Here is a 24069-nt window from a genome sequence, read left to right on the forward strand (position 1 = left end):
CTGACGTCCACGGCGCGGGGCGACATCCGACCGTGAGTGCTGCGGTCCGCCCCGGGCCCGGGGCGGATACGCTGCGGTCGTGGTCTATCGCACCCTGTTCGACGTCGTCTTCCGCTCGATGGACCCCGAGAAGGCGCACGAGCGCGGCTTCCTCGCGATCCGTGCGGGCCGCCCCGTCACGCGTCACGCGTTCGCGCAGACCCGTGCGCCCCGCACCGTCATGGGCATCGAGTTCCCGAACGGCTTCGGGCTGGCGGCGGGCTTCGACAAGAACGCACGGTCCGTCCCCGGCCTGCTGGCGCTGGGGTTCGGCCACGTCGAGATCGGCACCGTCACGGCCCGCGCCCAGCCCGGCAACCCACGGCCCCGGCTGTTCCGCCTGGTCGACGACCGCGCGATCGTCAACCGCATGGGCTTCAACAACGACGGCGCCGCCGAGGTGGCCGCCCGGCTGCACCGCCTGCGCCGGACGGCGGCGGGGCGCGACGCCGTCATCGGGGTCAACATCGGCAAGACCAAGCTCGTCGAGCCGGCCGACGCCGTCGCCGACTACGTCGAGAGCGCCCGGCTGCTCGCGCCCTTCGCGAGCTACCTCGTCGTCAACGTGTCGTCGCCCAACACCCCCGGCCTGCGCGACCTGCAGGCCGTCGACGAGCTGCGCCCCCTGCTCGCGGCCGTCAAGGACGTCGCCGACCGCACGCCGGGCGGCCGTGTCCCGCTCCTGGTCAAGATCGCGCCCGACCTCGCCGACGCGGACGTCGACGCGGTGGCGGACCTGGCGCTCGAGCTGGGCCTAGACGGCATCAGCGCGACCAACACGACGATCGCGCGTCCCGCGTCGCTGCTGACCGAGCGGTCCGTCGTCGACGCGGCGGGGGCGGGCGGTCTCTCGGGCCCGGTGCTGGCCGAGCGGGCCACCGAGGTGCTCGTGCGGCTGCGGCAGCGGGTCGGCGACGGCCTCGCGATCATCGCGGTCGGCGGCGTCACGACGCCCGACGACGTCCGGGCACGGCTCGCGGCCGGGGCCGACCTCGTGCAGGGCTACACGGGCTTCGTCTACGAGGGCCCGGCCTGGCCGTCGCGGCTCGCGGCGGCCACGGCGTGAGGCCGGAATTCGCCGGGTTCCCGGGCCCTGGGACGGGACGTCGACGAACCTCGACCCCCGATTTCGTGTCCGGGCCCGCGACCCTGTATGTTTGAGCGTCGGCACGCCCCTTTAGCTCAGTCGGCAGAGCGTTTCCATGGTAAGGAAAAGGTCTACGGTTCGATTCCGTAAAGGGGCTCTGGAATCGCAGCACTGCGCCCGCAGGGTCGCGAGTCCGTCGGGCAAGAGGAAACTCGCGTCCGTGGCTGGGTAGCTCAGTCGGTTAGAGCACACGACTCATAATCGTGGGGTCGCGGGTTCGAGTCCCGCCCCAGCTACCGCACGATCACACCGGCACTTCGACACCGGCACGGCAACACACCGGCACCACGTCAGCGACATCGACCAAGAAGAGGCACCCCGTGGCCAGCAAGAGCTCAGACGTTCGTCCCAAGATCACCTTGGCCTGCACCGAGTGCAAGGAACGCAACTACATCACCAAGAAGAACCGTCGCAACGATCCCGACCGCATGGATCTGATGAAGTTCTGCCCGCGTGACAAGCGCCACACGCTGCACCGCGAGACCCGCTGACCCTGGTGTCCGGTACGAAGGCCCCCGCTGCTGACGGCAGCCGGGGGCCTTCGTCATTGCCTGCTAGCGTCGCCGCCATGCGCCTCGCCGACCTGACGACCCTGCACCTGGGAGGGCCCGCGCGGGCCGTCATCGACGCCACCTCCGAGCAGCACCTCGTCGACACCGTCCGGATCGCCGACGAGGCCGGCGACGCCCTGCTGGTCGTCGGCGGCGGCAGCAACCTCGTGGTCTCCGACGACGGCGTCGACGGCACGGTCGTGCGGGTCCTGACGCGGGGCATCGCGGTCGACGGCGACGCGTGCAGCGGCGCGACGGTCACGGTCGCCGCCGGCGAGCCGTGGGACGTGTTCGTCGCCCACGCCGTCGAGCAGGGGTGGGTCGGTGTCGAGGCGCTCGCGGGCATTCCCGGCTCGACGGGCGCTACCCCCGTGCAGAACGTCGGCGCCTACGGCCAGGACGTCTCGCAGACGATCGCCTCGGTCCGCACGTACGACCGCTACGACCGCCGCATCCGGACGTTCGCGGCCGCCGACTGCGACTTCTCCTACCGCCACAGTCGCTTCAAGGCCGAGCCGCAGCGGTACGTCGTCCTGTCGGTCACGTTCCAGCTCGCGTTCGGCGACCTCGGCACGCCGGTCGTCTACGGCGAGCTGGCCCGCGCGCTCGGCATCGAGGTCGGCGACCGGGCGTCCGCCGCGGCGGTGCGCGACGCGGTGCTGGCGCTGCGCCGCGGCAAGGGCATGGTCATCGACCCCGCCGACCACGACACGTGGAGCGCCGGCTCGTTCTTCACCAACCCGCTGCTGTCGCCCGACCAGGCCGCGGCGCTGCCCGCCGACGCGCCGCGCTTCGAGCAGCCCGACGGATCGGTCAAGACCAGCGCCGCCTGGCTGATCGACCACGCGGGCTTCGTCAAGGGTCACGGCTCGGCCGGCGTGGCGCTGTCGACCAAGCACACGCTGGCGCTGACCAACCGCGGCGACGGCACCACCGCGGCGCTGCTCGACCTGGCCCGCGAGGTCCGTGACGGCGTGCAGCGCGCCTACGGCGTCACGCTCGTCAACGAGCCCGTGCTCGTGGGCTGCTCGCTCTAGCGGGTCGACAGCGACCCGAGCGCGCCGACCACCGACTCGTACGAGTCGTAGTCGTCGTCCCAGAAGCCGTCGACCGTCATCGACAGGACGACCAGGACGACGATCGCCGCGATCGCGAGCACCAGCAGCACCGTGCCGATGATGCCCAGGATCTTGCCCGCCGAGGCCTCTCCGCGTCCGTCGAGGGCACCGTTGCTGGCGTCGATCTCGCGCTCGGCCTTGGCGCCCATGTACCAGGCGAACGGCGCCATGAGCACCGGCACGGCGCAGATGAACGCTCCCGACACCGAGACGATGCCCAGCACCATCGCGGTCGTCGCGTCGTTGTGCTTGCGGCGGGCGTAGGGGTACGCGCCCGGCGGGGGAGGGAAGCCGGCGCCGGGCGTCGGGGGCGGGTAGGCCGATCCCGCGGGCGGCTGCTGCGCGTACGGCGACGGGTCGCCCGCGGCGTCACCGGGTCGGGGTGTCTCGCTCATGGCGTCAGCCTGCCACAGGGCAGGTGCGCCCGGACGGTCTCGGGCGCCGCGGTCAGCCGGGAGCGGGAAGGTCGCCGTCGCCGCCGGCGACCCACGTGTCGACGTTCGCGAGCGACGCCGCGACGAGGTCGGACGGGGCGTACGACCGACGGATCGACATGCGGGCCAGCTCGGCCAGCTCGACGTCGGAGAAGTCCTGGGCGGCGCGCAGGACGGCGTACTGCCCTCCGAGGCGCGAGCCGAACAGCAGCGGGTCGTCGGCGCCGAGGGCGACGTCGATGCCGGCCGCCGTGAGCGTGCGGACGGGCACCTCCTCGAGCGTCGCGTAGACGCCGAGCGAGACGTTGGACGTCGGGCAGACCTCGAGCGCGACGCCCGACTCGGCCAGACGCCCCAGCACCGCCTCGCTCTCGGCGGCGCGCACGCCGTGACCGAGCCGGTGGGGGTGCAGGTGGTCGAGGCACTGCGTGACGTGGGCGGGCCCGCGCAGCTCGCCGCCGTGCGGGACGAGGGCCAGCCCGGCGCGCTCGGCGATCGCGAAGGCCGGTCCGAACGCCGTCGTGTCGCCGCGCCGCTCGTCGTTCGAGAGGCCGAAGCCGATGACCCCGCGCCCCGCGTACTGCGCGGCCAGCCGCGCCAGCGTGCGGGCGTCGAGGGGGTGACGGGTGCGGTTGGCCGCGACGACCAGACCCATGCCGATGCCGGCCTTCTCGCCGGCCTCGCGGACCGCGTCGATGACCAGGTCGGTGAAGGCCGTGATGCCGCCGAACCGGGCGCCGTACCCCGAGGGGTCGACCTGGATCTCGGTCCAGACCGATCCGTCGGCGGCGTCGTCGAGGGCCGCCTCGAGCACGAGACGGCGGACGTCCTCCTCGGTCCGCAGCACGGAGCGGGCGACGTCGTACAGGCGCTGGAAGCGGAACCAGCCCTTCTCGTCCATCGTGCTGAGCTCGGGCGGCCACTCGTCGGTCAGCGAGGGCGGCAGGCGGATGCCGTCGCGCTCGGCGAGCTCGAGCAGCGTCCCGTGCCGCATCGAGCCCGTGAAGTGCAGGTGCAGGTGCGCCTTGGGCAGGGCCGCCAGGGGGCGGACGGCGTCGCGACCCGGCGTCGCGCCGTCGGTCATCGGGTGATCCTGTCCGCTCGATCCTGCATCCGGCCATCCTGCCAGTCGCCGTGCGCGCGGTCGCCGCGCCTCGGTTCGACGAGGCGACGTGCCACCGCGTACACTTGACGGACCGGTGAATATTCACTCTGAATCGTCATGCCCGCAAGTGGGTGCGGCGACGAGCGAAATTGACTGAGGGCACTAGCTCAACTGGTAGAGCATCGGTCTCCAAAACCGAAGGTTGGGGGTTCAAGTCCCTCGTGCCCTGCGAGACATCACGACACCGCGACATCACACACCGAGCATCTTGAGAAGTACGAAGGAGTCCCGTGAGCGACCGTCACGAGCTGGCCGGCACGTCCGGCAAACGCACGTCGCCGATCACGTTCTACCGACAGGTGATCGCCGAGCTCCGCAAGGTGGTCTGGCCGACGCGTCCGCAGGTCGTCAACTACTTCTGGGTCGTCCTGGTGTTCGTGCTCGTCATGATGGCGATCGTCGCCGGGCTCGACTACGGCTTCGGCCAGCTGTCGTTCAAGATCTTCGCCTAGCCGGGGCCGACGCCCCGCCCCGCCTCACGGCACCCACCCGCATCAAAGGATCACAGTGACTCAAGGTTACGAAGACAACGTCGACGTGGACTCCATCGACGCTCCCGTCGAGGAGACGTCCGGCGTCGACGCGACCGAGGCCGCCGAGCCCGTCGTCCAGGACGACGACGCGATCGAGTCCTCCACCGAGCAGGCCGACGACGAGTCCGGCGACGACGAGTCCGCCGAGGACGCGCCGGTCGACGCCCTGCAGGAGTTCAAGGACCGTCTGTACAGCCAGATCGGCGACTGGTACGTCGTCCACACGTACTCCGGCATGGAGAAGCGCGTGAAGTCGAACCTCGAGAACCGGGTCACCTCGCTCAACGCCGAGGACTTCATCTTCGAGGTCGTCGTCCCGACCGAAGAGGTCGCCGAGATCAAGAACGGCCAGCGCAAGCTGGTCAAGCGCACGGTCCTGCCCGGCTACGTCCTGGTCCGCATGGACCTCACCGACGAGTCGTGGGGCGTCGTGCGCCACACCCCGTCCGTCACGGGCTTCGTGGGCAACTCCCACCAGCCCGTGCCCCTCAGTCTTGCCGAGGTCGAGAGCATGCTCGCCCCGGCAGTGGAGGCCGAGGTCGCAACCGCGGCCGACGCCCCCGACCAGCAGCAGACGAAGGCCGCCAAGGTCGAGTTCTCCGACTTCGCCGTCGCGGACTCCGTCATGGTCGTCGATGGACCGTTCGCCACGCTGCACGCGACCATCACCGAGATCAACATCGATGCACAGAGGGTCAAGGCCCTCGTGGAGATCTTCGGTCGCGAGACCCCGGTCGAGCTCAGCTTCACCCAGATCCAGAAGGTCTGAGCCGCCCGCACGCGCCGGCTGAGCCCCGCTCGGCCACGCACCACCAGCACCACTCATCAAAAGGACCCGAGAAATGCCTCCCAAGAAGAAAGTCGCAGCCATCGTCAAGGTGCAGCTGCAGGCCGGTATGGCCAACCCGGCACCGCCCGTCGGTACCGCGCTCGGCCCGCACGGCGTCAACATCATGGAGTTCTGCAAGGCCTACAACGCGGCCACGGAAGCCATGCGCGGAAACGTCGTCCCGGTCGAGATCACGATCTACGAGGACCGCACCTTCAGCTTCGTCACCAAGACGCCGCCCGCGGCCGAGCTGATCAAGAAGGCCGCCGGTCTGAGCAAGGGCTCGGCCGTGCCGCACACCGACAAGGTCGGCAAGATCTCCAAGGACCAGATCCGCGAGATCGCCACGACCAAGCTCCCCGACCTCAACGCGACCGACATCGACGCCGCGATGAAGATCGTCGAGGGCACCGCCCGCTCGATGGGCGTCACGACGGACTGACGTCCGCCTCGCACCACACACCGCACCACTAGTGGCAGGGCCGGCTGGGCCCGTACCGACCACGACTGGTCACGACGAAGAAGGATCACCAGAGATGGCACAGCACAGCAAGGCGTACCGCGAGGTCGCCGAGAAGATCGACAAGGACAACCTCTACACCCCCCTCCAGGCCACGACGCTGGCCAAGGAGTCGGGCAGCAAGAAGTACGACTCGACGGTGGACGTCTCCATGCGTCTGGGCGTCGACCCCCGCAAGGCCGACCAGATGGTGCGCGGCACCGTCAACCTCCCGCACGGCACGGGCAAGACCGCACGGGTCCTGGTCTTCGCCACCGGCGCCAACGCCGACGCCGCTCGTGAGGCCGGAGCCGACTTCGTCGGTTCGGACGACATGGTCGAGAAGGTCAGCGGCGGGTGGCTCGACTTCGACGCCGTCGTCGCGACGCCCGACATGATGGGCAAGGTCGGTCGCCTGGGTCGCGTGCTCGGCCCCCGCAACCTGATGCCGAACCCGAAGACGGGCACCGTCACGCCCGACGTGGCCAAGGCCGTCGGCGACATCAAGGGCGGCAAGATCGAGTTCCGCGTCGATCGTCACGCCAACCTGCACTTCGTGATCGGCAAGGCCTCGTTCTCGGCCGAGCAGCTCGCCGAGAACTACGGCGCGGCCCTCGACGAGGTCCTGCGCATCAAGCCGGCCAGCTCGAAGGGTCGCTACGTCAAGAAGATCACGGTGTCGACGACCAACGGTCCCGGCGTCCCCGTCGATCCCAACCGCACCAAGAACTACGCGGCCGACGAGTCCTGACGCCCGCGAGTCACCCGGACGCCCCCGCAGCCCCCGTGGCCGCGGGGGCGTCCTGCGTCCGCAGCCGTCCCGCCGACGGGGCGATTTGGTCGGGGCGTGGGCGGTGCCCTATCCTGAAGGTGCCGAAGACCGCTGGCTGGTGACTCCACGAGTCGCTCGAAGCGCCCGGAAGGGCGGCCCGCGCAGGATCACGAACCAGATGCAGCACGTTGCGTCCCGTGGCCCTGTGCCCGGGACGTTTTTTCGTGTCGGGCCCGTGTACGCACATGGGATCGCAGTCGAGGTACGGACCCATGTGCTGGAAGGAGACCCATGGTCAACGCGGAAAAGATTGCTGCCGTTGCCGAGCTCGCGGACAACTTCCGTGAGTCGAACGGCGCAGTTCTCACCGAGTACCGCGGTCTCACCGTGAAGCAGCTGCAGGAACTGCGCCGCTCGCTCGGTGAGGACGTGAACTATGCCGTCGCCAAGAACACGCTGACCAAGATCGCCGCCAAGGACGCCGGAGTGGAGCTCGACAACGAGCTGCTCGTCGGTCCGACCGCGATCGCCTTCATCAAGGGCGATCCGGTGCTGGCAGCGAAGAGTCTGCGCGACTTCGCGAAGGCCAACACCCCCCTCGTCATCAAGGGAGGGTTCCTCGACGGGAACATCCTCTCCGCCGAGGAGATCACGAAGCTGGCCGACCTCGAGTCGCGCGAGGTCCTCCTCGCCAAGCTCGCAGGTGGCATGAAGGCCAGCCTCTCGAACGCCGCATCGCTGTTCCAGGCCCCGCTGTCGCAGGCCGCCCGTGTGCTGGGTGCCCTGCAGGCGAAGGCCGAGGGCGATCCGTCGATCCTGGCTGCAGGCGCCGAGCCCGCAGCCGAAGCCGCCGACGAGGCCCCCGCGGCCGACGAGGCGACCGATTCCCCGGCCGAGGCACCCGCCGACGCCGCACCTGTCGAAGCGTCTGCCGACGCCGAGACGACCGAGGGCTGAACGCCCGATTCACATCGGGACCCCCTCGGGGTCTCATAACGGAAGGACGCCACCATGGCGAAGCTCAGCACCGGCGATCTGCTGGATGCATTCAAGGAAATGACCCTCATCGAGCTCTCCGAGTTCGTCAAGGAGTTCGAGGAGACGTTCGACGTCACCGCGGCCGCTCCTGTCGCTGCCGCTGCGGCCCCCGCCGCGGCCGGCGCTGCCGGTGGCGACGCCGCCGCCGAGCAGGACGAGTTCGACGTCATCCTCGAGGGTGCCGGCGAGAAGAAGATCCAGGTCATCAAGGAAGTTCGCACGATCACCGGTCTCGGACTCAAGGAGGCCAAGGACCTCGTCGAGGGTGCGCCGAAGCCCGTCCTCGAGAAGGCCAACAAGGAAGCTGCCGACAAGGCCAAGGAGGCCCTCGAGGCCGCCGGCGCCAGCGTCACGGTCAAGTGACCTGCAGCTGACACACTGAGCGGGGCGTCCCTTCTTCGGAAGGGGCGCCCCGTTCGTCATGTCCGGACCAGGGCACGAGGTCCCGATGTGCGAGTTCATCCGGTGGTGGCGCGGATCGTCTCGTAGTCTGGGCGTGACTCCGGTCACGATTGTGACTCGGAGTTACCTGGGGTATGTTCCTGAGGTCCGCGATGGTTACCGGCGAGTCACCATCTGGACCGGAGGGCGTAACCCAGGTTGCGTTCTCTCGTTAGTTCTGTGTCCGCGATCACATGCAGCGCGGGCAGGGGGAAGTCCTGCCGGCATCGTCCGGCATCCGCGGTAAGCAAGGAGGGGCCGTCCGTGGGCGTTGAAGTAGTCGTCGAGGGTCTGACGAAGAAGTTCGGTAGCCAGGTCATCTGGAACGACGTCACGTTGACGCTTCCGGCTGGCGAGATCTCCGTGATGCTGGGCCCCTCGGGCACCGGCAAGTCGGTGTTCCTCAAGACCCTGATCGGTCTGCTCAAGCCCAACTCGGGCCACGTGTTCATCGAGGGCGTCGACATCGCGAACTGCAAGGAGAAGGACCTCTACGAGATCCGCAAGCTGTTCGGCGTGCTGTTCCAGGACGGCGCGATGTTCGGCTCGATGGACCTCTACGACAACGTCGCCTTCCCGCTGCGCGAGCACACCCGCAAGTCCGAGTCCGAGATCCGCTCCATCGTCATGGACAAGATGGAGCTGACCGGTCTGGTCGGCGCCGAGCGCAAGCTGCCCGGCGAGATCTCCGGCGGCATGCGCAAGCGCGCGGGTCTGGCCCGTGCGCTGGTGCTGGACCCCGAGATCCTCCTGATCGACGAGCCCGACTCGGGTCTGGACCCCGTGCGCACCTCGTACATCAACCAGCTCTTCATCGACCTGAACGCGCAGATCGACGCGACGTTCCTGATCGTGACCCACGACATCAACACGGCCCGCCGTGTGCCCGACAACATCGGCCTGCTCTACCACAAGCACCTGGCGATGTTCGGCCCCCGCGAGATGCTCCTGACGTCCGAGGAGCCCGTCGTGGCCCAGTTCCTCAACGCGCAGACCGTCGGCCCGATCGGCATGAGCGAGGAGAAGGACGCCTCCGAGCTGGCCTCCGAGGCCGGCATCGCGATGCCGGCCCTGCCGCCGGTCCCGATGCAGCTCGAGACGTCCGACGGTCGTCCGCGCCGCGGTCAGCGCGAGCCGGGAGCCTGGTGCCGCGACAACGGCGTCACCCCGCCCCCCGGGTCGTTCGCCCGTGACGCCGAGGCTGTCACCGCGTGAGCGTCAGCGTCGTCACCGGGCCCGCACGGGTCGCCGGCAACCTCTTCGCGTTCGCCCTGGACGTCATGGTCGCGCTGTTCCGCCGACCGTTCCAGCTCAAGGAGTTCCTGCTCCAGGCCTGGTTCATCGTCAAGGTCACGATCGTGCCGACGGCCTTCGTCGCAATCCCGTTCGGCGCCGTCATCGCGCTGCAGGTCGGCGGGCTGATCAAGCAGTTCGGCGCGCAGTCGTTCACCGGCTCGGCCGCCGTGCTCGCGGTCGTCCGTGAGGCCGGGCCCATCGCCTGCGCGCTGCTGATCGCCGGAGCCGCCGGATCGGCGATCGCGGCCGACTTCGGCGCACGACGCATCCGCGAGGAGCTCGACGCCATGATGGTGCTGGGCATCGACCCGATCCAGCGACTCGTCGTGCCCCGCGTGCTGGCCTGCATGCTCGTCGCGGTGTTCCTCAACGGCGTCGTCACGGTCGTCGGCGTCGCGGGCGGCTACGTGTTCAACGTCGTCCTGCAGGACGGCACACCGGGCGCCTACCTGGCCTCGTTCACGGCGCTGGCCCAGCTGCCCGACATGTACCAAGGGATGGTCAAGGCGCTGATCTTCGGCTTCCTCGCGGCGATCGTCGCGTCCTACAAGGGCATGAACGCCAAGGGCGGCCCCAAGGGCGTCGGCGACGCCGTCAACGAGGCCGTCGTCATCACGTTCACGCTGCTGTTCATCGTCAACTTCTTCATCTCGGCGATCTACATCCAGCTCGTCCCACCGAAGGGGATGTGATCGTGGCCAATCTCGCAGCGATCTACCAGAAGCCCGCCGGGGCCCTCGACGGCCTCGGGCGGCAGATGCTGTTCTACATCCGGGTCGTCAAGTCGGTCCCGCGCACGCTGACCAACTACAAGAAGGAGATCCTGCGGCTCCTCGCCGAGGTCACCCTCGGCTCGGGCTCGCTCGCGGTCATCGGCGGAACCGTCGGCGTCATCACCGCGATGTGCTTCTTCACCGGCACCGAGGTCGGCATCCAGGGCTACGCGGCGCTCGACCAGCTCGGCACGTCGGCCCTGACCGGCTTCGTGTCGGCGTACTTCAACACCCGTGAGATCGCCCCGATCGTCGCCGGCATCGCCCTGGCGGCCACGGTGGGCTGCGGCTTCACCGCCCAGCTCGGCGCGATGCGCATCAGCGAGGAGGTCGACGCCCTCGAGACGATGGCGATCCCGTCGATGCCCTTCCTGGTCACGACCCGCGTGATCGCCGGCCTGATCGCCGTCGTGCCGCTGTACATCGTGGGCCTGCTGTCGTCGTACTTCGCGACGAGGCTCACCGTGACCCGCATCAACGGCCAGAGCGCCGGCACGTACGACCACTACTTCACGACGTTCCTGCCGCCCAGCGACGTCCTGTGGTCGTTCGCCAAGGTGCTGATCTTCGCGGTCGTCGTGATCTTGATCCACTGCTACTACGGCTACTACGCCAGCGGTGGCCCCGCCGGTGTCGGCGTGGCCGTGGGCCTGGCCGTGCGCACCTCGATCGTGGCCATCAACGTGGTCGACCTGCTCGCCTCGATGGCGATCTGGGGAACCAACGTGACCGTCAGATTGGCAGGCTGACCCATGGCACGCACTCCCGTCCTCGAGCGCCCCTCGTCGCTCAAGATCCTCGGCGCCGCCTTCGTGGCGATGGTGATCTTCTTCCTGTGGGTCACGTACGCCTTCTTCACCAAGGCCTTCGTCGACTACGACAACGTGACGCTCACGACCGACACGACCGGCGTCAACCTGCCCCGCAACGCCGACGTGAAGCTGCGCGGCATGATCGTCGGCGAGGTCCGCGAGGTCGAGCCCGACGGCGACGGCGTCAAGCTGGTCCTCGGCATGAACCCGAAGCTCATCGACAGCGTCCCGAAGGGCGTCACGGCCCAGCTCGTGCCGAAGACGCTGTTCGGCGAGAAGTACGTCGCGCTGATCCCCCCGACCGGCGGCACCGACGGCGGCCAGACGCTGCAGGCCGGCGACACCATCACGAAGGCCGACGTGCCGATCGAGGTCGAGACGCTGCTCAACGACCTCTACCCGCTGCTCGAGGCCGTCGACCCCGCGAGCCTGTCGTACACGCTCAGCGCGGTCTCGTCGGCCCTCGACGGTCGTGGCACGCAGCTGGGCGAGACGCTCGTGACGGCCAACTCCTACCTCAAGAAGGTCAACCCCGACGTGCCCCAGCTCGTGACCGACCTGACCAAGCTCGGCACGGTCTCGGACGTCTACACCGCGGCGCTGCCCGATCTCGGCCGCGTGCTGCGCAACACCGTCGTCACCGGCAACACGATCGTGGCCAAGAAGGCCCAGCTGGCCGCCTTCTTCGACGAGGGCACGCACCTGGCCGACACCCTGACGACGTTCACGCAGGACAACGGCGACAACCTCAAGCGCCTGGCCAAGGAGAGCCGACCCGTGCTCGAGATGGTGGGCGACTACTCCGTCACGTTCCCGTGCTTCCTGAAGTCGATGTCGACGCTCATCCCGCGTCTCGACAGCGCGTTCCGCGGCGGCACGCTGCACATCGACGTCGAGCTGATCGAGCAGCCCAACGCCTACAGCGCCAACGAGAACGTCGACGTGTCGAAGGCCGACTTCGACCGCGCGTCGTCGGGCCCGGGCGCCCGCAACGGCAAGGACATCAACGCCGACAACGCCGCGTCCCCCTCGTGCCTGGACCTCAACGAGATCAACAAGGGCCGGGCGCAGCAGGAGAAGGTGTCGTCGCAGGCCAACCCGTTCACGGTGCCGGCCGACGTCTACAAGCTCGTCGGCGTCAAGCGGGCGCACTCCAAGTTCGGCTCGGTCGGAGCCGACGGCGACTTCGCGCAGAACCGCACGGCGGCCTCGAGCCTCGAGCTCGAGAACCTGGTCAAGCCGAGCGCCGAGGGCGTCGACTCGGCCAGCGAGCGCGACGAGCTCAACGTCTTCCTGGGCGCCTCGCTGGGCATGTCGCCGACCGACGTCCCCGACATCGGCTCGCTGATGATCAGCCCCGTCCTGCGAGGAGCGGCGGTGACCGCCCGATGAAGCAGATCGATCGCGAGTCCATGGGAGCGGCCGTCAAGCTCGGCTTCTTCTTCGCCTTCACCGGTCTGTCGACGCTCGTGCTCGCGCTGACCCTCAGCAACGGCTCGTTCGGCGACCGCAACCAGTACCGGGCGATCTTCTCCGACGTCACGGGCATGGCCAAGGGCGACGACGTCCGCATCGCCGGTGTCGCCGTCGGCTCGGTCTCCAAGATCGAGATCGTCGACCGCGACCGGGCGCGCGTCACGTTCGGCGTCGACTCCGACGTCCCGCTGACCGCCAACACCAACGCCACGATCAAGTTCCGCAACCTCGTGGGCCAGCGGTACATCGCGCTGACGCAGGGCGCCGACGGCGCCAAGACAGTGCTCAAGCCCGACAGCACGATCCCGGAGTCGCGCACCAAGGAGGCGCTCGACCTCAACGTGCTGCTCAACGGATTCAAGCCGGTGTTCCAGGCGCTGTCGCCCGACGACACCAACAAGCTGGCCTTCGAGATCGTCCAGACCCTGCAGGGCGAGGGCGGGAACGTCGAGAACCTGCTGGCCCGCACGTCGTCGCTGACCAGCACCCTGGCCGGGCGCGACCAGCTGATCGGCGACGTCATCACCAACCTCAGCACCGTGCTCGACACGGTCGGCTCGCGCGATCAGGAGCTGACCGACACGATCGACACGCTGCAGCAGTTCGTGACGGGGCTCAAGGACGACCGCAACGCGATCCTCGACTCGGTCGACTCGATCTCCGACCTCACCGACGAGACGTCCGACCTGCTCGTGCAGGGACGTCCGGCGCTGACCGAGGACATCAAGCAGCTGAACGGACTGACCAAGAACCTGTCGTCCGACCGCAACCTGTCGACGATCTCGAACGCGATCCAGATCCTGCCGATCAAGACCTCCAAGCTCGGGGTGCTGGCGTCGTCGGGCAGCGAGTTCAACTTCTACCTCTGCGAGCTCAAGGGGAGCCTGACCATCCCGCCGATCACGCTCGGTCCGACGACGATCGTCCCCGAGACCAAGCTCGACCTCACCGGCCCCGGCGTCAAGGTCGGCGGCCAACGATGCGACCAGCCGGGGTACGACCGATGAAGCCCTTCCGCGAACGCAATTCCGTGATCATCGGCCTGATCGGCCTGACGATCATCGCCGCCATGATGCTCGGCGCCTTCCGCGCCGACCGCCTGCCGATCATCGGCAGCGGCGACGTCTACCACGCCGAGTTCGCCGAGATCGGCTCGCTCAAGACCGGCAACGAGGTGCGCGTCGCCGGCGTCTCGGTCGGCAAGGTGCAGGACATCGAGCTCGACGGCAACAAGGTGCGGGTGACCTTCAAGATCGACAAGGGCACCCGGTTCGGGCCGCAGACCGGTGCCGACATCCGCATCCGCACCCTGCTGGGCGCCGAGTTCCTGGCGCTGACCCCCGAGGGCAAGGGGCAGCTGGCCAAGGGCAGCACGATCCCGCTCGCGCGCACCGTCGCGCCGTACGACGTCGTGCAGGCCTTCTCCGACCTGAGCCGCACGACCGACCAGCTCGACATCCCGCAGCTGTCCGAGGCGCTCACGACGCTCGGCGAGATCTCGGCCCAGACGCCCGAGGAGTTCCGCGGGGCCATCAAGGGCGTGTCCGACCTGTCCCGCAACCTCGCGGCGCGCGACGAGCAGATCAACACGCTGCTGGTCAACCTCAAGAAGGTCTCGAGCGTGCTGAACAGCCGCAACGACCAGCTCGTCACGCTGTTCAAGGACGCCGACACGCTGTTCCAGGCGATCAGCGCCCGGCGCGACTCGATCCACCGCCTGCTGGTGTCGACGCAGACCATCTCGGCCCAGCTGCGCGGGCTGGTCAAGGACACGAAGTCGGACCTCCTGCCCGCGCTCAAGCAGCTCGACACCGTGACCGACATGCTCCGCAAGAACGAGGCCAGCATCGACGAGGCACTGCGCGTCTACCCGGGCTTCACGACGGTGTTCGCCAACGCGCTCGGCACGGGCCCGTGGTTCGACACCTACCTCGGCGGCCTGACGTCGCTGTCGGGGCTGGGCGAACAGCTCACCGATGCACTGACGCCGAAGGTGGCCACGCCATGACGAACTCGTCCATCGCCCAGCGCTTCGCGGGCTTCTCCAAGGTCCTGGTGGCCGTCATCGTCCTGCTGCTGATCGCGGCGACCCTGCTGTTCCTCAACAACGGCGACGGCAAGCGCTACCTGACGGTCGACTTCGACCAGACCAACTCGGTCTACAAGGGCTCCGAGGTCAAGATCCTCGGCGTCAAGGTCGGCACGGTCGAGAGCCTGACGCCGCGCGGTCAGGTCGTCCGCGTCAAGATCGCCTACGACGGCCAGCAGAAGCTCCCGGCCGACGTCAAGGCCGTCGTGGTGTCGCCCTCGATCGTCGGCGACCGCTTCATCCAGCTCGCACCGGCCTACGACGGGGGAGCGACGCTCAAGGACGACGCCTTCCTGCCGGTCGAGCGCACGGCCGTGCCGGTCGAGCTCGACGCGGTCTACCAGTCGCTCGACGACCTCTCGGTCGCCCTCGGGCCCAAGGACGGCGCCGCCGAGGGTCCGCTCAGCCAGCTCGTCGACGGCACCGCGGCCCAGCTCGACGGCCAGGGCGCCCAGCTCAACGAGACGCTGAAGAACTTCGGCAAGCTCAGCACGACGCTGTCGAACAACAAGGACGAGCTGTTCGGCGGCCTGCGCGAGGTCAACGACTTCGTCACGCTGCTCAAGACCAACGACCAGTCGGTCCGGGCGTTCAACGACAGCACCGCCGAGGTCTCGACGGTGCTGGCGGGCGAACGCGACGACCTCGCCGGCACGCTCGAGGCGCTCAGCAAGGCCCTGGTCGACGTCAACGGGCTCGTCAAGGAGAACCGCAGCGCCCTGCGCGGCAACGTCGACAACATCGCCTCGCTGGCCAACGTCCTGGCCCAGCGCAAGGACGAGCTCGAGCAGGCGACGATCGCGGCGCCCACGGCCCTGTCGAACGTCGCGCTGGCGTACAACGGCACGACCGGCACGCTCGACACCCGGGCCGACATCCCCGAGCTGATCTCCGGCACGCTCGGCGACCCGGCGGGCCTGCTGTGCAACATCCTCGGCCAGGCCCCCACCGAGACCGGCTGCTCGGCGCTGACCGACCTCCTGGGCGGCCTGACCGGCGGGCTGACCGGCGGTGCGGCCACCCCGGGCGCGGCCTCGACCGACCTGCCCCGCGCCGCGGCGGCCAGCACGACCCCCGCTCCCCGGATCGAGAAGGTCAACTCCTCGGTCGCCGACATGTTGGCGGTGCAGTGATGAGACGACGGATCGTCGGCGGCGTGATGGCCCTGGCCGGAACGCTGGTCCTCAGCGGCTGCGGCTTCTCGCCGTACCAGCTGCCGCTGCCGGGCGGTGCCGACCTCGGCAACGACCCCTACTCGGTCAAGATCAAGTTCCGCGACGTCCTCGACCTCGTGCCGCAGAGCGCCGTGCGGGTCAACGACATCGCGGTCGGCAAGGTGACCGACATCGAGCTCGAGGGCTGGACGGCCCTCGTGACGGTCGAGATCAACCGTGACGCGGAGCTGCCCGACAACGCGATCGCCACGATCCGCCAGACCAGCCTGCTGGGCGAGAAGTTCGTCTCGCTGGCGCCGCCGACCAACGGTGCGGTCGGCTCGCTCGGCAACGGCGACGAGATCCCGCTCGACCGCTCGGGCCGCAACCCCGAGGTCGAGGAGGTGCTCGGTGCCGCGTCCCTGCTGTTCAACGGAGGCGGCCTCGAGAAGACCAACACGATCGTGCGCGAGCTGAACAACGCGCTGGGCGGCAACGAGCCCGAGATCCGCGAGCTCGTGTCGACGACGTCGGAGTTCATCGGCCAGCTCGACCAGAACAAGGAAGCGCTGCTGACGTCGCTGGAGAAGGTCAACCGGCTCTCGATCGCGGCCAACGACCAGACCGACGCCATCACGGGTGCGCTCGACGAGCTGCCCGAGGCGCTGCGGGTCGTCAACGACCAGCGCGACGAGCTCGTCGGCCTGCTGCAGTCGCTCGACCGTCTGGGCGACGTCGCGACGGGTGTCATCCGCGACTCCAAGGCCGACACGGTCGCCGACCTGAAGGCGCTCGTGCCGACGCTGACCAACCTGACGCGGGCCGGCGACGACCTCGCGACGTCGACGCAGGCGCTGCTGTCGTTCCCGTTCACCGACGGCTTCGTCGGCGGCAGCGTCGCCGCCGCCACCGGACGCTGCCAGGACAAGGCACCGGGGCAGGCTGAGATCAAGGAAGGCGCCTGCTTCGGCGACTTCGCGAACCTGTCGGTCAAGCTCAACCTCGGGGTCGAGCAGCTGACCAACATCCTGGGCGACTTCGACCTGACGAACGTCCTGCCGGCCGGCACCTCGCCGAGCGCGTCCGACGTCCCGGCCACGCCTGACGTCCCGCAGCTCGACCCGGGCGCCGATCCGACCGACGGTCTGCGCGACCTCGTCAACGACCTGATGCCGGGCGGCTCCGGCCTCCCGGGCCTGGGGCAGCCCTCCTCGGGCGGCGGCTCCGGATCCGGCGGCGGTGGCGGCAGCGGCCAGCCGTCGAGCGCGGCGACGACCCCGGCCCCCACGACGTCCCCGTCCTCGGGCTCGTCGTCGGGCGGCTTCCTGTGCTCGCTGTTCGGCACCTGCCGGGCACCGGCGGCCTCCGCGGCATCGGCCGACCTCGAAGCCCTCTTCATCGAACCGGCGGTGGCCCCGTGATCACCAGGCTGACCAAGATCCAGCTCATCATCTTCGCGATCGTGACCGTCATCGGCGGCACGTTCGTGGGAGGCCGCTACGCGCAGCTCGACCGACTGGTCGTCGACCGCAGCTACCCGATCTCGGCGCAGTTCAGCGACTCCGGCGGCATCTTCGCCGGCGCGCAGGTCACGTACCGCGGCATCGCGGTCGGCAAGGTCAGCCGCCTGCAGTTCGAGGCCGGCGGCGTCCGCGCCACGATGGACATCGAGAAGAGCGCCCCGCAGATCCCGGCCGACGTCGAGGCCATCGTCGCCAACAAGTCCGCGATCGGCGAGCAGTACATCGACCTGCAGCCCCGGTCGGCGACGGCGCCGTACCTCGCGGCGGGCTCGGCGATCCCGCAGGACCGCACCCGCATCCCGATCGACACCACGACCCTGCTGGTCGACGTCAACAACGTGGTCACGTCGGTCAACACCGACAACCTGCGCACCGTCGTCGACGAGCTCGGCCAGGCCTTCGACGGGGCCGGTCCCGACCTCGCGCGGATCCTCGACACCTCCTCGGAGTTCATCAAGGCCGCCGACGACAACATCGACGTGACGCGCTCGCTGATCCGCAACTCCGACAGCGTGCTCCAGACGCAGATCGACAAGAGCGACTCGATCGCGACGTTCTCCAAGAACCTGGCGCTGCTGTCGGGCACGCTGGTGGACGCCGACCCCGACCTGCGACGCCTGCTCGACAAGGGTGGCGACGCGGCGGCGACCGTCGACGCCGTCGTCGACGAGAACTCCACCGATCTCGGCAACGCCGTGCGCGACCTGGTCATCGCCAACAAGCCGCTGGCCGACAACGTGCTCGGCCTGCAGGCCGTGTTCATCCTGTACCCCTACCTGCTCGAGGGATCGTTCACGGCACTCGTGCCCGACACGGCCGGCTCGAAGGAGACGGGTGAGTACAACGCCAAGTTCGGCCTGGTGCTGACCGACACGACCCCCACCTGCTCCTACGTCAAGGACGGCGGCGACGCCTCGGGCTACCGCAAGCGTCAGCCCGAGGGACAGATCGGCGACATCCCGTTCGACGTGAACACGGACTGTAAGGTCGAGGACAACACGATCGCGCGCCAGCCGTCGAAGACCGAGCTGCGCCGCTCCGCCGCCGGGAACGTCACGCACGACGGCCCCACGGCAACCGGAAAGGACTCCTGGAAGTGGCTGTTGAGCGATCCGGTGACCCGCTGACCGGCTGGTCCGCCCGCCCCCTCGTCATCCGCATCCTCGCCGGGACGTTCGCCCTCGGCCTCGTGCTGGCGCTCGTGGGTGCGCTGGTGCTGCCGCGGATCGGCGGAGACGACGACGACCGGGCGGCCCGCAACCAGGTGGCCTCGCGGGCCAACGACTTCGCGGTCGCGTACAACACGTACGACGTCGCCGACCTGGCCGACTACCAGGCCCGCCTGAAGGGCCTGCTGACCCCGGCGTACGACAAGCAGTTCGTCGAGATCACCAACGCGGTCTTCGGAGCGCTCGAGACCAAGCAGCAGAAGAGCGGCGACGCGAAGGTCCAGGGCGTCGCGATCGACAGCATCGACCAGGACTCGGCGACGGCGATCGTCGCGGTCGACGCCTCGATCACCAACACGGACAACGCCGCGGCGGTCAAGCGCTTCTTCCGCTGGAAGGTCACGTTCACGCAGACCAAGGGGGAGTGGCTCGTGTCCAACTTCGAGAGCGTCGCCTCCGTCGACGCCCAGGCGACACCTGCCCCGACCGATCCGTCCGCGACGACGCCGGTCCCGAGCGACGCCGCGCCCACCACGCCGGCGCCCACGACACCGGCACCGACGACGGACGGAGGTCAGTGATGAGCGAGTCGAACGGACCCGTCCGGCGCCGGCGCATCGCCGGCGAGGCTCCCCCCGCGGCCCCGGCCGCCAAGACCCCGGCCAAGAGGGTCGCCCGCAAGCCGGTCGCCCCCAAGCCCGTGCCGGCAGCGGGCGCCGGTGTCACCAAGGCCCCGAGCGCGAAGAAGACCCCGAGCGCGAAGAAGACCCCCAGCGCGAAGAAGACCCCGAACGTGAAGACGGCGCCGACCACGGAGGAGACGCCGGCCACCGAGGCCGCACCCGCCGCGGCCCCGGCCGCCCGCCGCCCGACGGTCGCGCGTCCGCTCGCCCCGAAGGTGCCGACGCGATCGGCGGCGTCGGCCGAGCGGTCGACCTACGTCGAGCGCCCGGGGTCGCGGCCCGCCCGGCGCGACCTGCTGTGGCTCGTCCCGGCGACCCTGCTGGCGCTGGCCTCGCTGGTCGTGGGCGTGTTCCTGCTCGTCAACCCCCCGGGGGCGTCGGACGACCTCGACACGACGGACCGCCAGGCGTCGTCGGCGGCCGCGAGCGCGGCCGAGACGATCTTCTCGTACCGGTACGACGAGCTCGACCAGCACCTGACCGCCTCGAAGGCGCTCATGACGCCGACGTTCGCCAAGGAGTTCGACAAGATCGCTCCGGCCCTGACCGAGCTCGCGCCCCAGCGCAAGATCGTGGTCGAGGCCGCCGCGCGCGAGGCGGCCGCCCTGCCGTGCGGCGACGACTGCTCGTCGAGCAAGGCCGAGGTGCTGGTGTTCGTCGACCAGGCGCGGCTCGTGGGCGACGCGACGCAGCCCACGGTCTTCGCGAACCGCATCAAGGTGTCGATGGTCAAGGGCGACGACGGCTGGCGCGTCGCGAACATCCGCGCCCTGTGACGCCATCGGACTGACGTCGGCCTCGTGTATTCGTTGCCGTTGCAGGCCGAAACCGTCGAGTCGGAGCGAAAAGCCAAATAGCGTCACCTATTTGCGGCCCGTTGTCAAGGCCCGCCCTTGCTTCGGCGTGGCTCCCGGGTTACACTGAACTTTCGCGCTCGCCTTGTCCTGCCCTTCTCCTGATCGAGTCGGACAGGCGCCCCTTGACCGGGGTCGATTGGCGTGCGCGGAGCACGACCTCACGAGCCACCCGCCTGCGAGCCCTTGGAAGGACCCCTCTTGGCCGCCTCGCGCACCTCCGCATCTGTTCAGCCCCGCCGTATCTCGTTCGCCAAAATTGCAGAACCCCTCGAGGTCCCGGAGCTTCTCGCTCTGCAGACCGACAGCTTCGCTTGGCTGATCGGCGACGAGAAGTGGCAGGAAGGTGTCGAAGCCGCTCTTGCAGCCGGCCGCACCGACGTGTCCACCAAGTCCGGTCTGGAGGAGATCTTCGAGGAGATCTCGCCGATCGAGGACTTCTCCGAGACGATGAGCTTGTCGTTCCGCGACCACCGGTTCGAGCCCCCCAAGTATTCGGTCGACGACTGCAAGGACCGCGACGTCACGTACGCCGCGCCGCTGTTCGTCACGGCCGAGTTCATGAACAACGAGACCGGCGAGATCAAGAGCCAGACCGTCTTCATGGGCGACTTCCCGCTCATGACCGACAAGGGCACCTTCATCATCAACGGCACCGAGCGTGTCGTGGTGTCCCAGCTGGTCCGCTCGCCCGGCGTCTACTTCGAGCGCACGCCCGACAAGACGTCCGACAAGGACATCTACACCGCCAAGGTCATCCCCTCGCGTGGTGCGTGGCTCGAGTTCGAGATCGACAAGCGCGACATGGTCGGCGTCCGCCTCGACCGCAAGCGCAAGCAGAGCGTCACGGTGCTGCTCAAGGCCCTCGGCTGGTCCGAGGCGCAGATCCTCGAGGAGTTCGGCCAGTACGAGTCGATCCGCCTGACGCTCGAGAAGGACAACACCGTCGGCCAGGACGACGCGCTGCTCGACATCTACCGCAAGCTGCGTCCGGGCGAACCGCCGAGCCGCGAAGCTGCCCAGACCCTTCTGGACAACTACTACTTCAACGCCAAGCGCTACGACACGGCCAAGGTCGGTCGCTACAAGATCAACAAGAAGCTCGGCGCCGACGAGGCCTTCGACCAGCAGACGCTGACGATCGACGACATCGTGTCGACGATCAAGTACATCGTCGCGCTGCACGCGGGCGAGACCGAGCTCGAGACCGCCGCGGGCTCGACGATCGTCGAGGCCGACGACATCGACCACTTCGGCAACCGCCGCATGCGGTCGGTCGGCGAGCTGATCCAGAACCAGCTCCGCACGGGCCTGGCCCGCATGGAGCGTGTCGTCCGCGAGCGCATGACGACCCAGGACGTCGAGGCCATCACGCCGCAGACCCTGATCAACATCCGCCCGGTCGTCGCGGCGCTCAAGGAGTTCTTCGGGACGTCCCAGCTGTCGCAGTTCATGGACCAGAACAACCCGCTCGCGGGCCTGACGCACAAGCGTCGTCTGTCGGCCCTCGGACCGGGTGGTCTGTCGCGTGAGCGCGCCGGCTACGAGGTCCGCGACGTCCACCCGTCGCACTACGGCCGCATGTGCCCCATCGAGACCCCCGAGGGACCGAACATCGGTCTGATCGGCTCGCTGGCCTCGTACGGCCGCATCAACTCGTTCGGCTTCGTCGAGACCCCGTACCGCAAGGTCGTCGACGGCACCGTCACCGAGCAGATCGACTACCTGACCGCGACCGACGAGGACCGCTACATCGTCGCGCAGGCCAACTCGGTCCTGACCGAGCAGTCGACCTTCGCCGAGGACATGGTCCTGGTGCGTCAGAAGGGCGGCGAGGCCGAGCTGCGTCCCGCCGCCGACGTCGACTACATGGACGTCTCGCCGCGCCAGATGGTGTCGGTGGCCACGGCCCTGATCCCGTTCCTCGAGCACGACGACGCGAACCGCGCCCTGATGGGCTCGAACATGCAGCGTCAGGCCGTCCCGCTGATCCGCAACGACGCGCCGCTCGTCGGCACCGGCATGGAGTTCCGTGCCGCCGTCGACGCCGGTGACGTCACGGTCGCCAAGGTCGCCGGCGTGGTCAACGAGGTGTCCGCGGACGCCATCGAGATCATGCAGGACGACGGCTCGTACTTCACGTACCGCCTGGCCAAGTTCAAGCGCTCCAACCAGGGCACCTGCACCAACCAGCGTCCGCTGGTGGCACACGGTCAGCGCGTCGAGGTCGGCACGCCGCTGGCCGACGGCCCCTGCACCGACGAGGGCGAGATGGCGCTGGGCACCAACCTGCTCGTCGCCTTCATGCCCTGGCAGGGTCACAACTACGAGGACGCGATCATCCTGTCCCAGCGCGTCGTCCAGGACGACCTGCTGACCTCGATCCACATCGAGGAGCACGAGGTCGACGCCCGCGACACCAAGCTGGGCCCCGAGGAGATCACGCGCGACATCCCCAACGTCTCCGAGGAGATGCTGGCCGATCTCGACGAGCGCGGCATCATCCGCATCGGTGCCGAGGTCGGCAACGGTGACGTCCTCGTCGGCAAGGTCACGCCCAAGGGCGAGACCGAGCTGACCCCCGAGGAGCGCCTGCTCCGCGCGATCTTCGGCGAGAAGGCGCGCGAGGTGCGCGACACCTCGCTGAAGGTCCCGCACGGCGAGTCCGGCACCGTCATCGGCGTCCGGGTGTTCGACTCCGCCGAGGGCGACGAGCTCTCGCCGGGCGTCAACCAGCTGGTCCGCGTCTACGTGGCCCAGAAGCGCAAGATCTCCAACGGTGACAAGCTCGCCGGCCGTCACGGCAACAAGGGCGTCATCTCCAAGATCAACCCGGTCGAGGACATGCCGTTCCTCGAGGACGGCACGCCGGTCGACATCGTCCTGAACCCGCTCGGCATCCCCGGACGCATGAACGTGGGACAGGTCCTGGAGACGCACCTCGGCTGGGTCGCCAAGACCGGCTGGGACATCACCGACATGAAGGACGAGTGGGCCGACCGCCTGCGCGCGATCGGCGCCGACCGCGCCCCGCGCGACAGCAACGTGGCCACGCCGGTCTTCGACGGTGCGCGCGAGGACGAGATCCAGGGACTCCTGGCCTCGACCCTGCCGAACCGCGACGGTGAGCGCATGGTCAAGCGCGACGGCAAGGCGAAGCTGTTCGACGGTCGTACCGGCGAGCCCTTCCCCGACCCCGTCTCGGTCGGCTACATGTACCTGCTCAAGCTGCACCACCTGGTCGACGACAAGATCCACGCACGCTCCACGGGTCCGTACTCGATGATCACGCAGCAGCCCCTGGGTGGTAAGGCGCAGTTCGGCGGACAGCGCTTCGGTGAGATGGAGGTGTGGGCCCTCGAGGCCTACGGAGCGGCGTACGCGCTGCAGGAGCTCCTGACCATCAAGTCCGACGACATCCTCGGACGCGTCAAGGTGTACGAGGCCATCGTCAAGGGCGAGAACGTGCCGGAGCCGGGTATCCCGGAGTCCTTCAAGGTTCTCGTCAAGGAGATGCAGTCGCTGTGTCTCAACGTCGAGGTGCTCTCGAGCGACGGAACCGCTGTCGAGATGCGCGACGCGGAAGAGGATCTCTTCCGCGCCGCCGAAGAGCTCGGCATCGACCTGTCCCGGCGCGAGCCCTCCAGCGTGGAAGAAGTCTGAGTCGGTCGCCT

The 24069-nt window shown here is 68.9% G+C and carries 23 protein-coding genes and 3 tRNA genes; 24 read left to right on the top strand and 2 right to left on the bottom strand.

Annotated elements, in window-relative coordinates:
* Positions 1 to 94 precede the first annotated feature (94 nt).
* The 5 genes from ASD10_RS05970 (at position 95) to ASD10_RS05990 (ending at position 2774) form a co-directional block, all read left to right on the top strand.
* Positions 95 to 1105, top strand: coding sequence for a quinone-dependent dihydroorotate dehydrogenase (locus ASD10_RS05970; RefSeq protein ID WP_369797578.1), 1011 nt, complete (start codon positions 95 to 97; stop codon positions 1103 to 1105).
* A 105-nt stretch (positions 1106 to 1210) separates the two neighbouring features.
* Positions 1211 to 1283, top strand: a tRNA-Thr gene (locus ASD10_RS05975).
* 65 nt (positions 1284 to 1348) lie between these two features.
* A tRNA-Met gene (locus ASD10_RS05980) sits at positions 1349 to 1422 on the top strand.
* 84 nt (positions 1423 to 1506) lie between these two features.
* Positions 1507 to 1677: a 50S ribosomal protein L33 gene (gene rpmG, locus ASD10_RS05985; protein ID WP_056606042.1), complete on the top strand. Its 171-nt coding sequence runs from the start codon at positions 1507 to 1509 to the stop codon at positions 1675 to 1677.
* A 77-nt stretch (positions 1678 to 1754) separates the two neighbouring features.
* Positions 1755 to 2774: a UDP-N-acetylmuramate dehydrogenase gene (locus ASD10_RS05990; protein ID WP_056606045.1), complete on the top strand. Its 1020-nt coding sequence runs from the start codon at positions 1755 to 1757 to the stop codon at positions 2772 to 2774.
* Here the strand turns inward: ASD10_RS05990 and ASD10_RS05995 are convergent.
* Positions 2771 to 3250: a DUF4190 domain-containing protein gene (locus ASD10_RS05995; protein ID WP_056606047.1), complete on the bottom strand. Its 480-nt coding sequence runs from the start codon at positions 3248 to 3250 to the stop codon at positions 2771 to 2773. The genes ASD10_RS05990 and ASD10_RS05995 overlap by 4 nt on opposite strands.
* A 52-nt stretch (positions 3251 to 3302) precedes the next feature.
* Positions 3303 to 4373 (bottom strand): adenosine deaminase, encoded by a 1071-nt coding sequence (locus ASD10_RS06000; protein WP_056606050.1) that lies wholly within the window; start codon positions 4371 to 4373, stop codon positions 3303 to 3305.
* A 177-nt stretch (positions 4374 to 4550) separates the two neighbouring features.
* On the opposite strand from ASD10_RS06000, the gene ASD10_RS06005 reads away from it, so the two are divergent.
* From ASD10_RS06005 to rpoB, 19 genes are all read left to right on the top strand, one after another.
* Positions 4551 to 4623, top strand: a tRNA-Trp gene (locus ASD10_RS06005).
* A gap of 61 nt (positions 4624 to 4684) precedes the next feature.
* The gene (gene secE, locus ASD10_RS06010) at positions 4685 to 4906 is read left to right on the top strand and encodes a preprotein translocase subunit SecE (protein WP_056606053.1); all 222 of its coding nucleotides are present in this window, start codon (positions 4685 to 4687) and stop codon (positions 4904 to 4906) included.
* 85 nt (positions 4907 to 4991) lie between these two features.
* Positions 4992 to 5756: a transcription termination/antitermination protein NusG gene (gene nusG, locus ASD10_RS06015; protein WP_056606056.1), complete on the top strand. Its 765-nt coding sequence runs from the start codon at positions 4992 to 4994 to the stop codon at positions 5754 to 5756.
* Between the two features lie 73 nt (positions 5757 to 5829).
* Positions 5830 to 6258, top strand: coding sequence for a 50S ribosomal protein L11 (gene rplK / locus ASD10_RS06020; protein WP_056606059.1), 429 nt, complete (start codon positions 5830 to 5832; stop codon positions 6256 to 6258).
* A 94-nt stretch (positions 6259 to 6352) separates the two neighbouring features.
* The gene (rplA, locus tag ASD10_RS06025; protein WP_056606060.1) at positions 6353 to 7066 is read left to right on the top strand and encodes a 50S ribosomal protein L1; all 714 of its coding nucleotides are present in this window, start codon (positions 6353 to 6355) and stop codon (positions 7064 to 7066) included.
* 312 nt (positions 7067 to 7378) lie between these two features.
* Positions 7379 to 8044, top strand: a complete 666-nt coding sequence (gene rplJ, locus ASD10_RS06030) for a 50S ribosomal protein L10 (RefSeq protein WP_056606063.1) — start codon at positions 7379 to 7381, stop codon at positions 8042 to 8044.
* A gap of 54 nt (positions 8045 to 8098) precedes the next feature.
* Complete coding sequence (gene rplL / locus ASD10_RS06035; RefSeq protein ID WP_056606066.1) at positions 8099 to 8488, top strand: 50S ribosomal protein L7/L12; 390 nt, start codon at positions 8099 to 8101, stop codon at positions 8486 to 8488.
* A 342-nt stretch (positions 8489 to 8830) separates the two neighbouring features.
* Entirely contained in the window at positions 8831 to 9781 is a 951-nt protein-coding gene (locus ASD10_RS06040) for an ABC transporter ATP-binding protein (protein WP_056606069.1), read from the top strand.
* 65 nt (positions 9782 to 9846) lie between these two features.
* Positions 9847 to 10554 carry an ABC transporter permease gene (locus ASD10_RS06045; protein ID WP_197984055.1) on the top strand — a complete coding sequence of 236 codons (708 nt, stop codon included), beginning with the start codon at positions 9847 to 9849 and terminating at the stop codon, positions 10552 to 10554.
* A gap of 65 nt (positions 10555 to 10619) precedes the next feature.
* Positions 10620 to 11384: an ABC transporter permease gene (locus ASD10_RS06050; protein ID WP_197984051.1), complete on the top strand. Its 765-nt coding sequence runs from the start codon at positions 10620 to 10622 to the stop codon at positions 11382 to 11384.
* Between the two features lie 3 nt (positions 11385 to 11387).
* On the top strand, positions 11388 to 12839 hold the full coding sequence (locus tag ASD10_RS06055; protein ID WP_056606076.1) for an MCE family protein: 1452 nt from the start codon (positions 11388 to 11390) through the stop codon (positions 12837 to 12839).
* Complete coding sequence (locus tag ASD10_RS06060; RefSeq protein WP_056606079.1) at positions 12836 to 13930, top strand: MCE family protein; 1095 nt, start codon at positions 12836 to 12838, stop codon at positions 13928 to 13930. Before ASD10_RS06055 ends, ASD10_RS06060 begins: the two co-directional genes overlap by 4 nt.
* Before the next feature lie 23 nt (positions 13931 to 13953).
* A complete protein-coding gene (locus ASD10_RS06065; protein ID WP_235501768.1) occupies positions 13954 to 14931 on the top strand; it encodes an MCE family protein in 978 nt (325 codons plus the stop codon).
* Positions 14928 to 16145, top strand: a complete 1218-nt coding sequence (locus ASD10_RS06070; protein WP_056606083.1) for an MCE family protein — start codon at positions 14928 to 14930, stop codon at positions 16143 to 16145. Before ASD10_RS06065 ends, ASD10_RS06070 begins: the two co-directional genes overlap by 4 nt.
* Positions 16145 to 17587: an MCE family protein gene (locus ASD10_RS06075; RefSeq protein ID WP_056606086.1), complete on the top strand. Its 1443-nt coding sequence runs from the start codon at positions 16145 to 16147 to the stop codon at positions 17585 to 17587. Before ASD10_RS06070 ends, ASD10_RS06075 begins: the two co-directional genes overlap by 1 nt.
* On the top strand, positions 17584 to 18816 hold the full coding sequence (locus ASD10_RS06080) for an MCE family protein (RefSeq protein ID WP_056606092.1): 1233 nt from the start codon (positions 17584 to 17586) through the stop codon (positions 18814 to 18816). Before ASD10_RS06075 ends, ASD10_RS06080 begins: the two co-directional genes overlap by 4 nt.
* Positions 18786 to 19439 (top strand): hypothetical protein, encoded by a 654-nt coding sequence (locus ASD10_RS06085; RefSeq protein ID WP_056606096.1) that lies wholly within the window; start codon positions 18786 to 18788, stop codon positions 19437 to 19439. The genes ASD10_RS06080 and ASD10_RS06085 overlap by 31 nt, the downstream gene beginning before the upstream one ends.
* Positions 19439 to 20317, top strand: a complete 879-nt coding sequence (locus ASD10_RS06090) for a hypothetical protein (protein WP_056606101.1) — start codon at positions 19439 to 19441, stop codon at positions 20315 to 20317. Before ASD10_RS06085 ends, ASD10_RS06090 begins: the two co-directional genes overlap by 1 nt.
* A 279-nt stretch (positions 20318 to 20596) precedes the next feature.
* A complete protein-coding gene (gene rpoB / locus ASD10_RS06095) occupies positions 20597 to 24058 on the top strand; it encodes a DNA-directed RNA polymerase subunit beta (protein ID WP_056606103.1) in 3462 nt (1153 codons plus the stop codon).
* The last annotated feature ends 11 nt before the right edge of the window (positions 24059 to 24069 follow it).

This window comes from Aeromicrobium sp. Root472D3, assembly GCF_001426485.1.
Taxonomy (GTDB): Bacteria; Actinomycetota; Actinomycetes; order Propionibacteriales; family Nocardioidaceae; genus Aeromicrobium.

What these genes read in the sequence shown, in the direction of transcription:
- rplL (WP_056606066.1), top strand. Translation starts at nt 8,099, where the DNA reads ATGGCGAAGCTCAGCACCGGCGATCTGCTGGATGCATTCAAGGAAATG.
- rplJ (WP_056606063.1), top strand. Translation starts at nt 7,379, where the DNA reads ATGGTCAACGCGGAAAAGATTGCTGCCGTTGCCGAGCTCGCGGACAAC.
- rplK (WP_056606059.1), top strand. Translation starts at nt 5,830, where the DNA reads ATGCCTCCCAAGAAGAAAGTCGCAGCCATCGTCAAGGTGCAGCTGCAG.
- rplA (WP_056606060.1), top strand. Translation starts at nt 6,353, where the DNA reads ATGGCACAGCACAGCAAGGCGTACCGCGAGGTCGCCGAGAAGATCGAC.
- ASD10_RS06090 (WP_056606101.1), top strand. Translation starts at nt 19,439, where the DNA reads ATGAGCGAGTCGAACGGACCCGTCCGGCGCCGGCGCATCGCCGGCGAG.
- ASD10_RS06000 (WP_056606050.1), bottom strand. Translation starts at nt 4,373, where the DNA reads ATGACCGACGGCGCGACGCCGGGTCGCGACGCCGTCCGCCCCCTGGCG.
- ASD10_RS06060 (WP_056606079.1), top strand. Translation starts at nt 12,836, where the DNA reads ATGAAGCAGATCGATCGCGAGTCCATGGGAGCGGCCGTCAAGCTCGGC.
- ASD10_RS06070 (WP_056606083.1), top strand. Translation starts at nt 14,928, where the DNA reads ATGACGAACTCGTCCATCGCCCAGCGCTTCGCGGGCTTCTCCAAGGTC.
- ASD10_RS06055 (WP_056606076.1), top strand. Translation starts at nt 11,388, where the DNA reads ATGGCACGCACTCCCGTCCTCGAGCGCCCCTCGTCGCTCAAGATCCTC.
- ASD10_RS05990 (WP_056606045.1), top strand. Translation starts at nt 1,755, where the DNA reads ATGCGCCTCGCCGACCTGACGACCCTGCACCTGGGAGGGCCCGCGCGG.
- ASD10_RS06050 (WP_197984051.1), top strand. Translation starts at nt 10,620, where the DNA reads ATGCTGTTCTACATCCGGGTCGTCAAGTCGGTCCCGCGCACGCTGACC.
- ASD10_RS05995 (WP_056606047.1), bottom strand. Translation starts at nt 3,250, where the DNA reads ATGAGCGAGACACCCCGACCCGGTGACGCCGCGGGCGACCCGTCGCCG.
- ASD10_RS06075 (WP_056606086.1), top strand. Translation starts at nt 16,145, where the DNA reads ATGAGACGACGGATCGTCGGCGGCGTGATGGCCCTGGCCGGAACGCTG.
- ASD10_RS06045 (WP_197984055.1), top strand. Translation starts at nt 9,847, where the DNA reads ATGGTCGCGCTGTTCCGCCGACCGTTCCAGCTCAAGGAGTTCCTGCTC.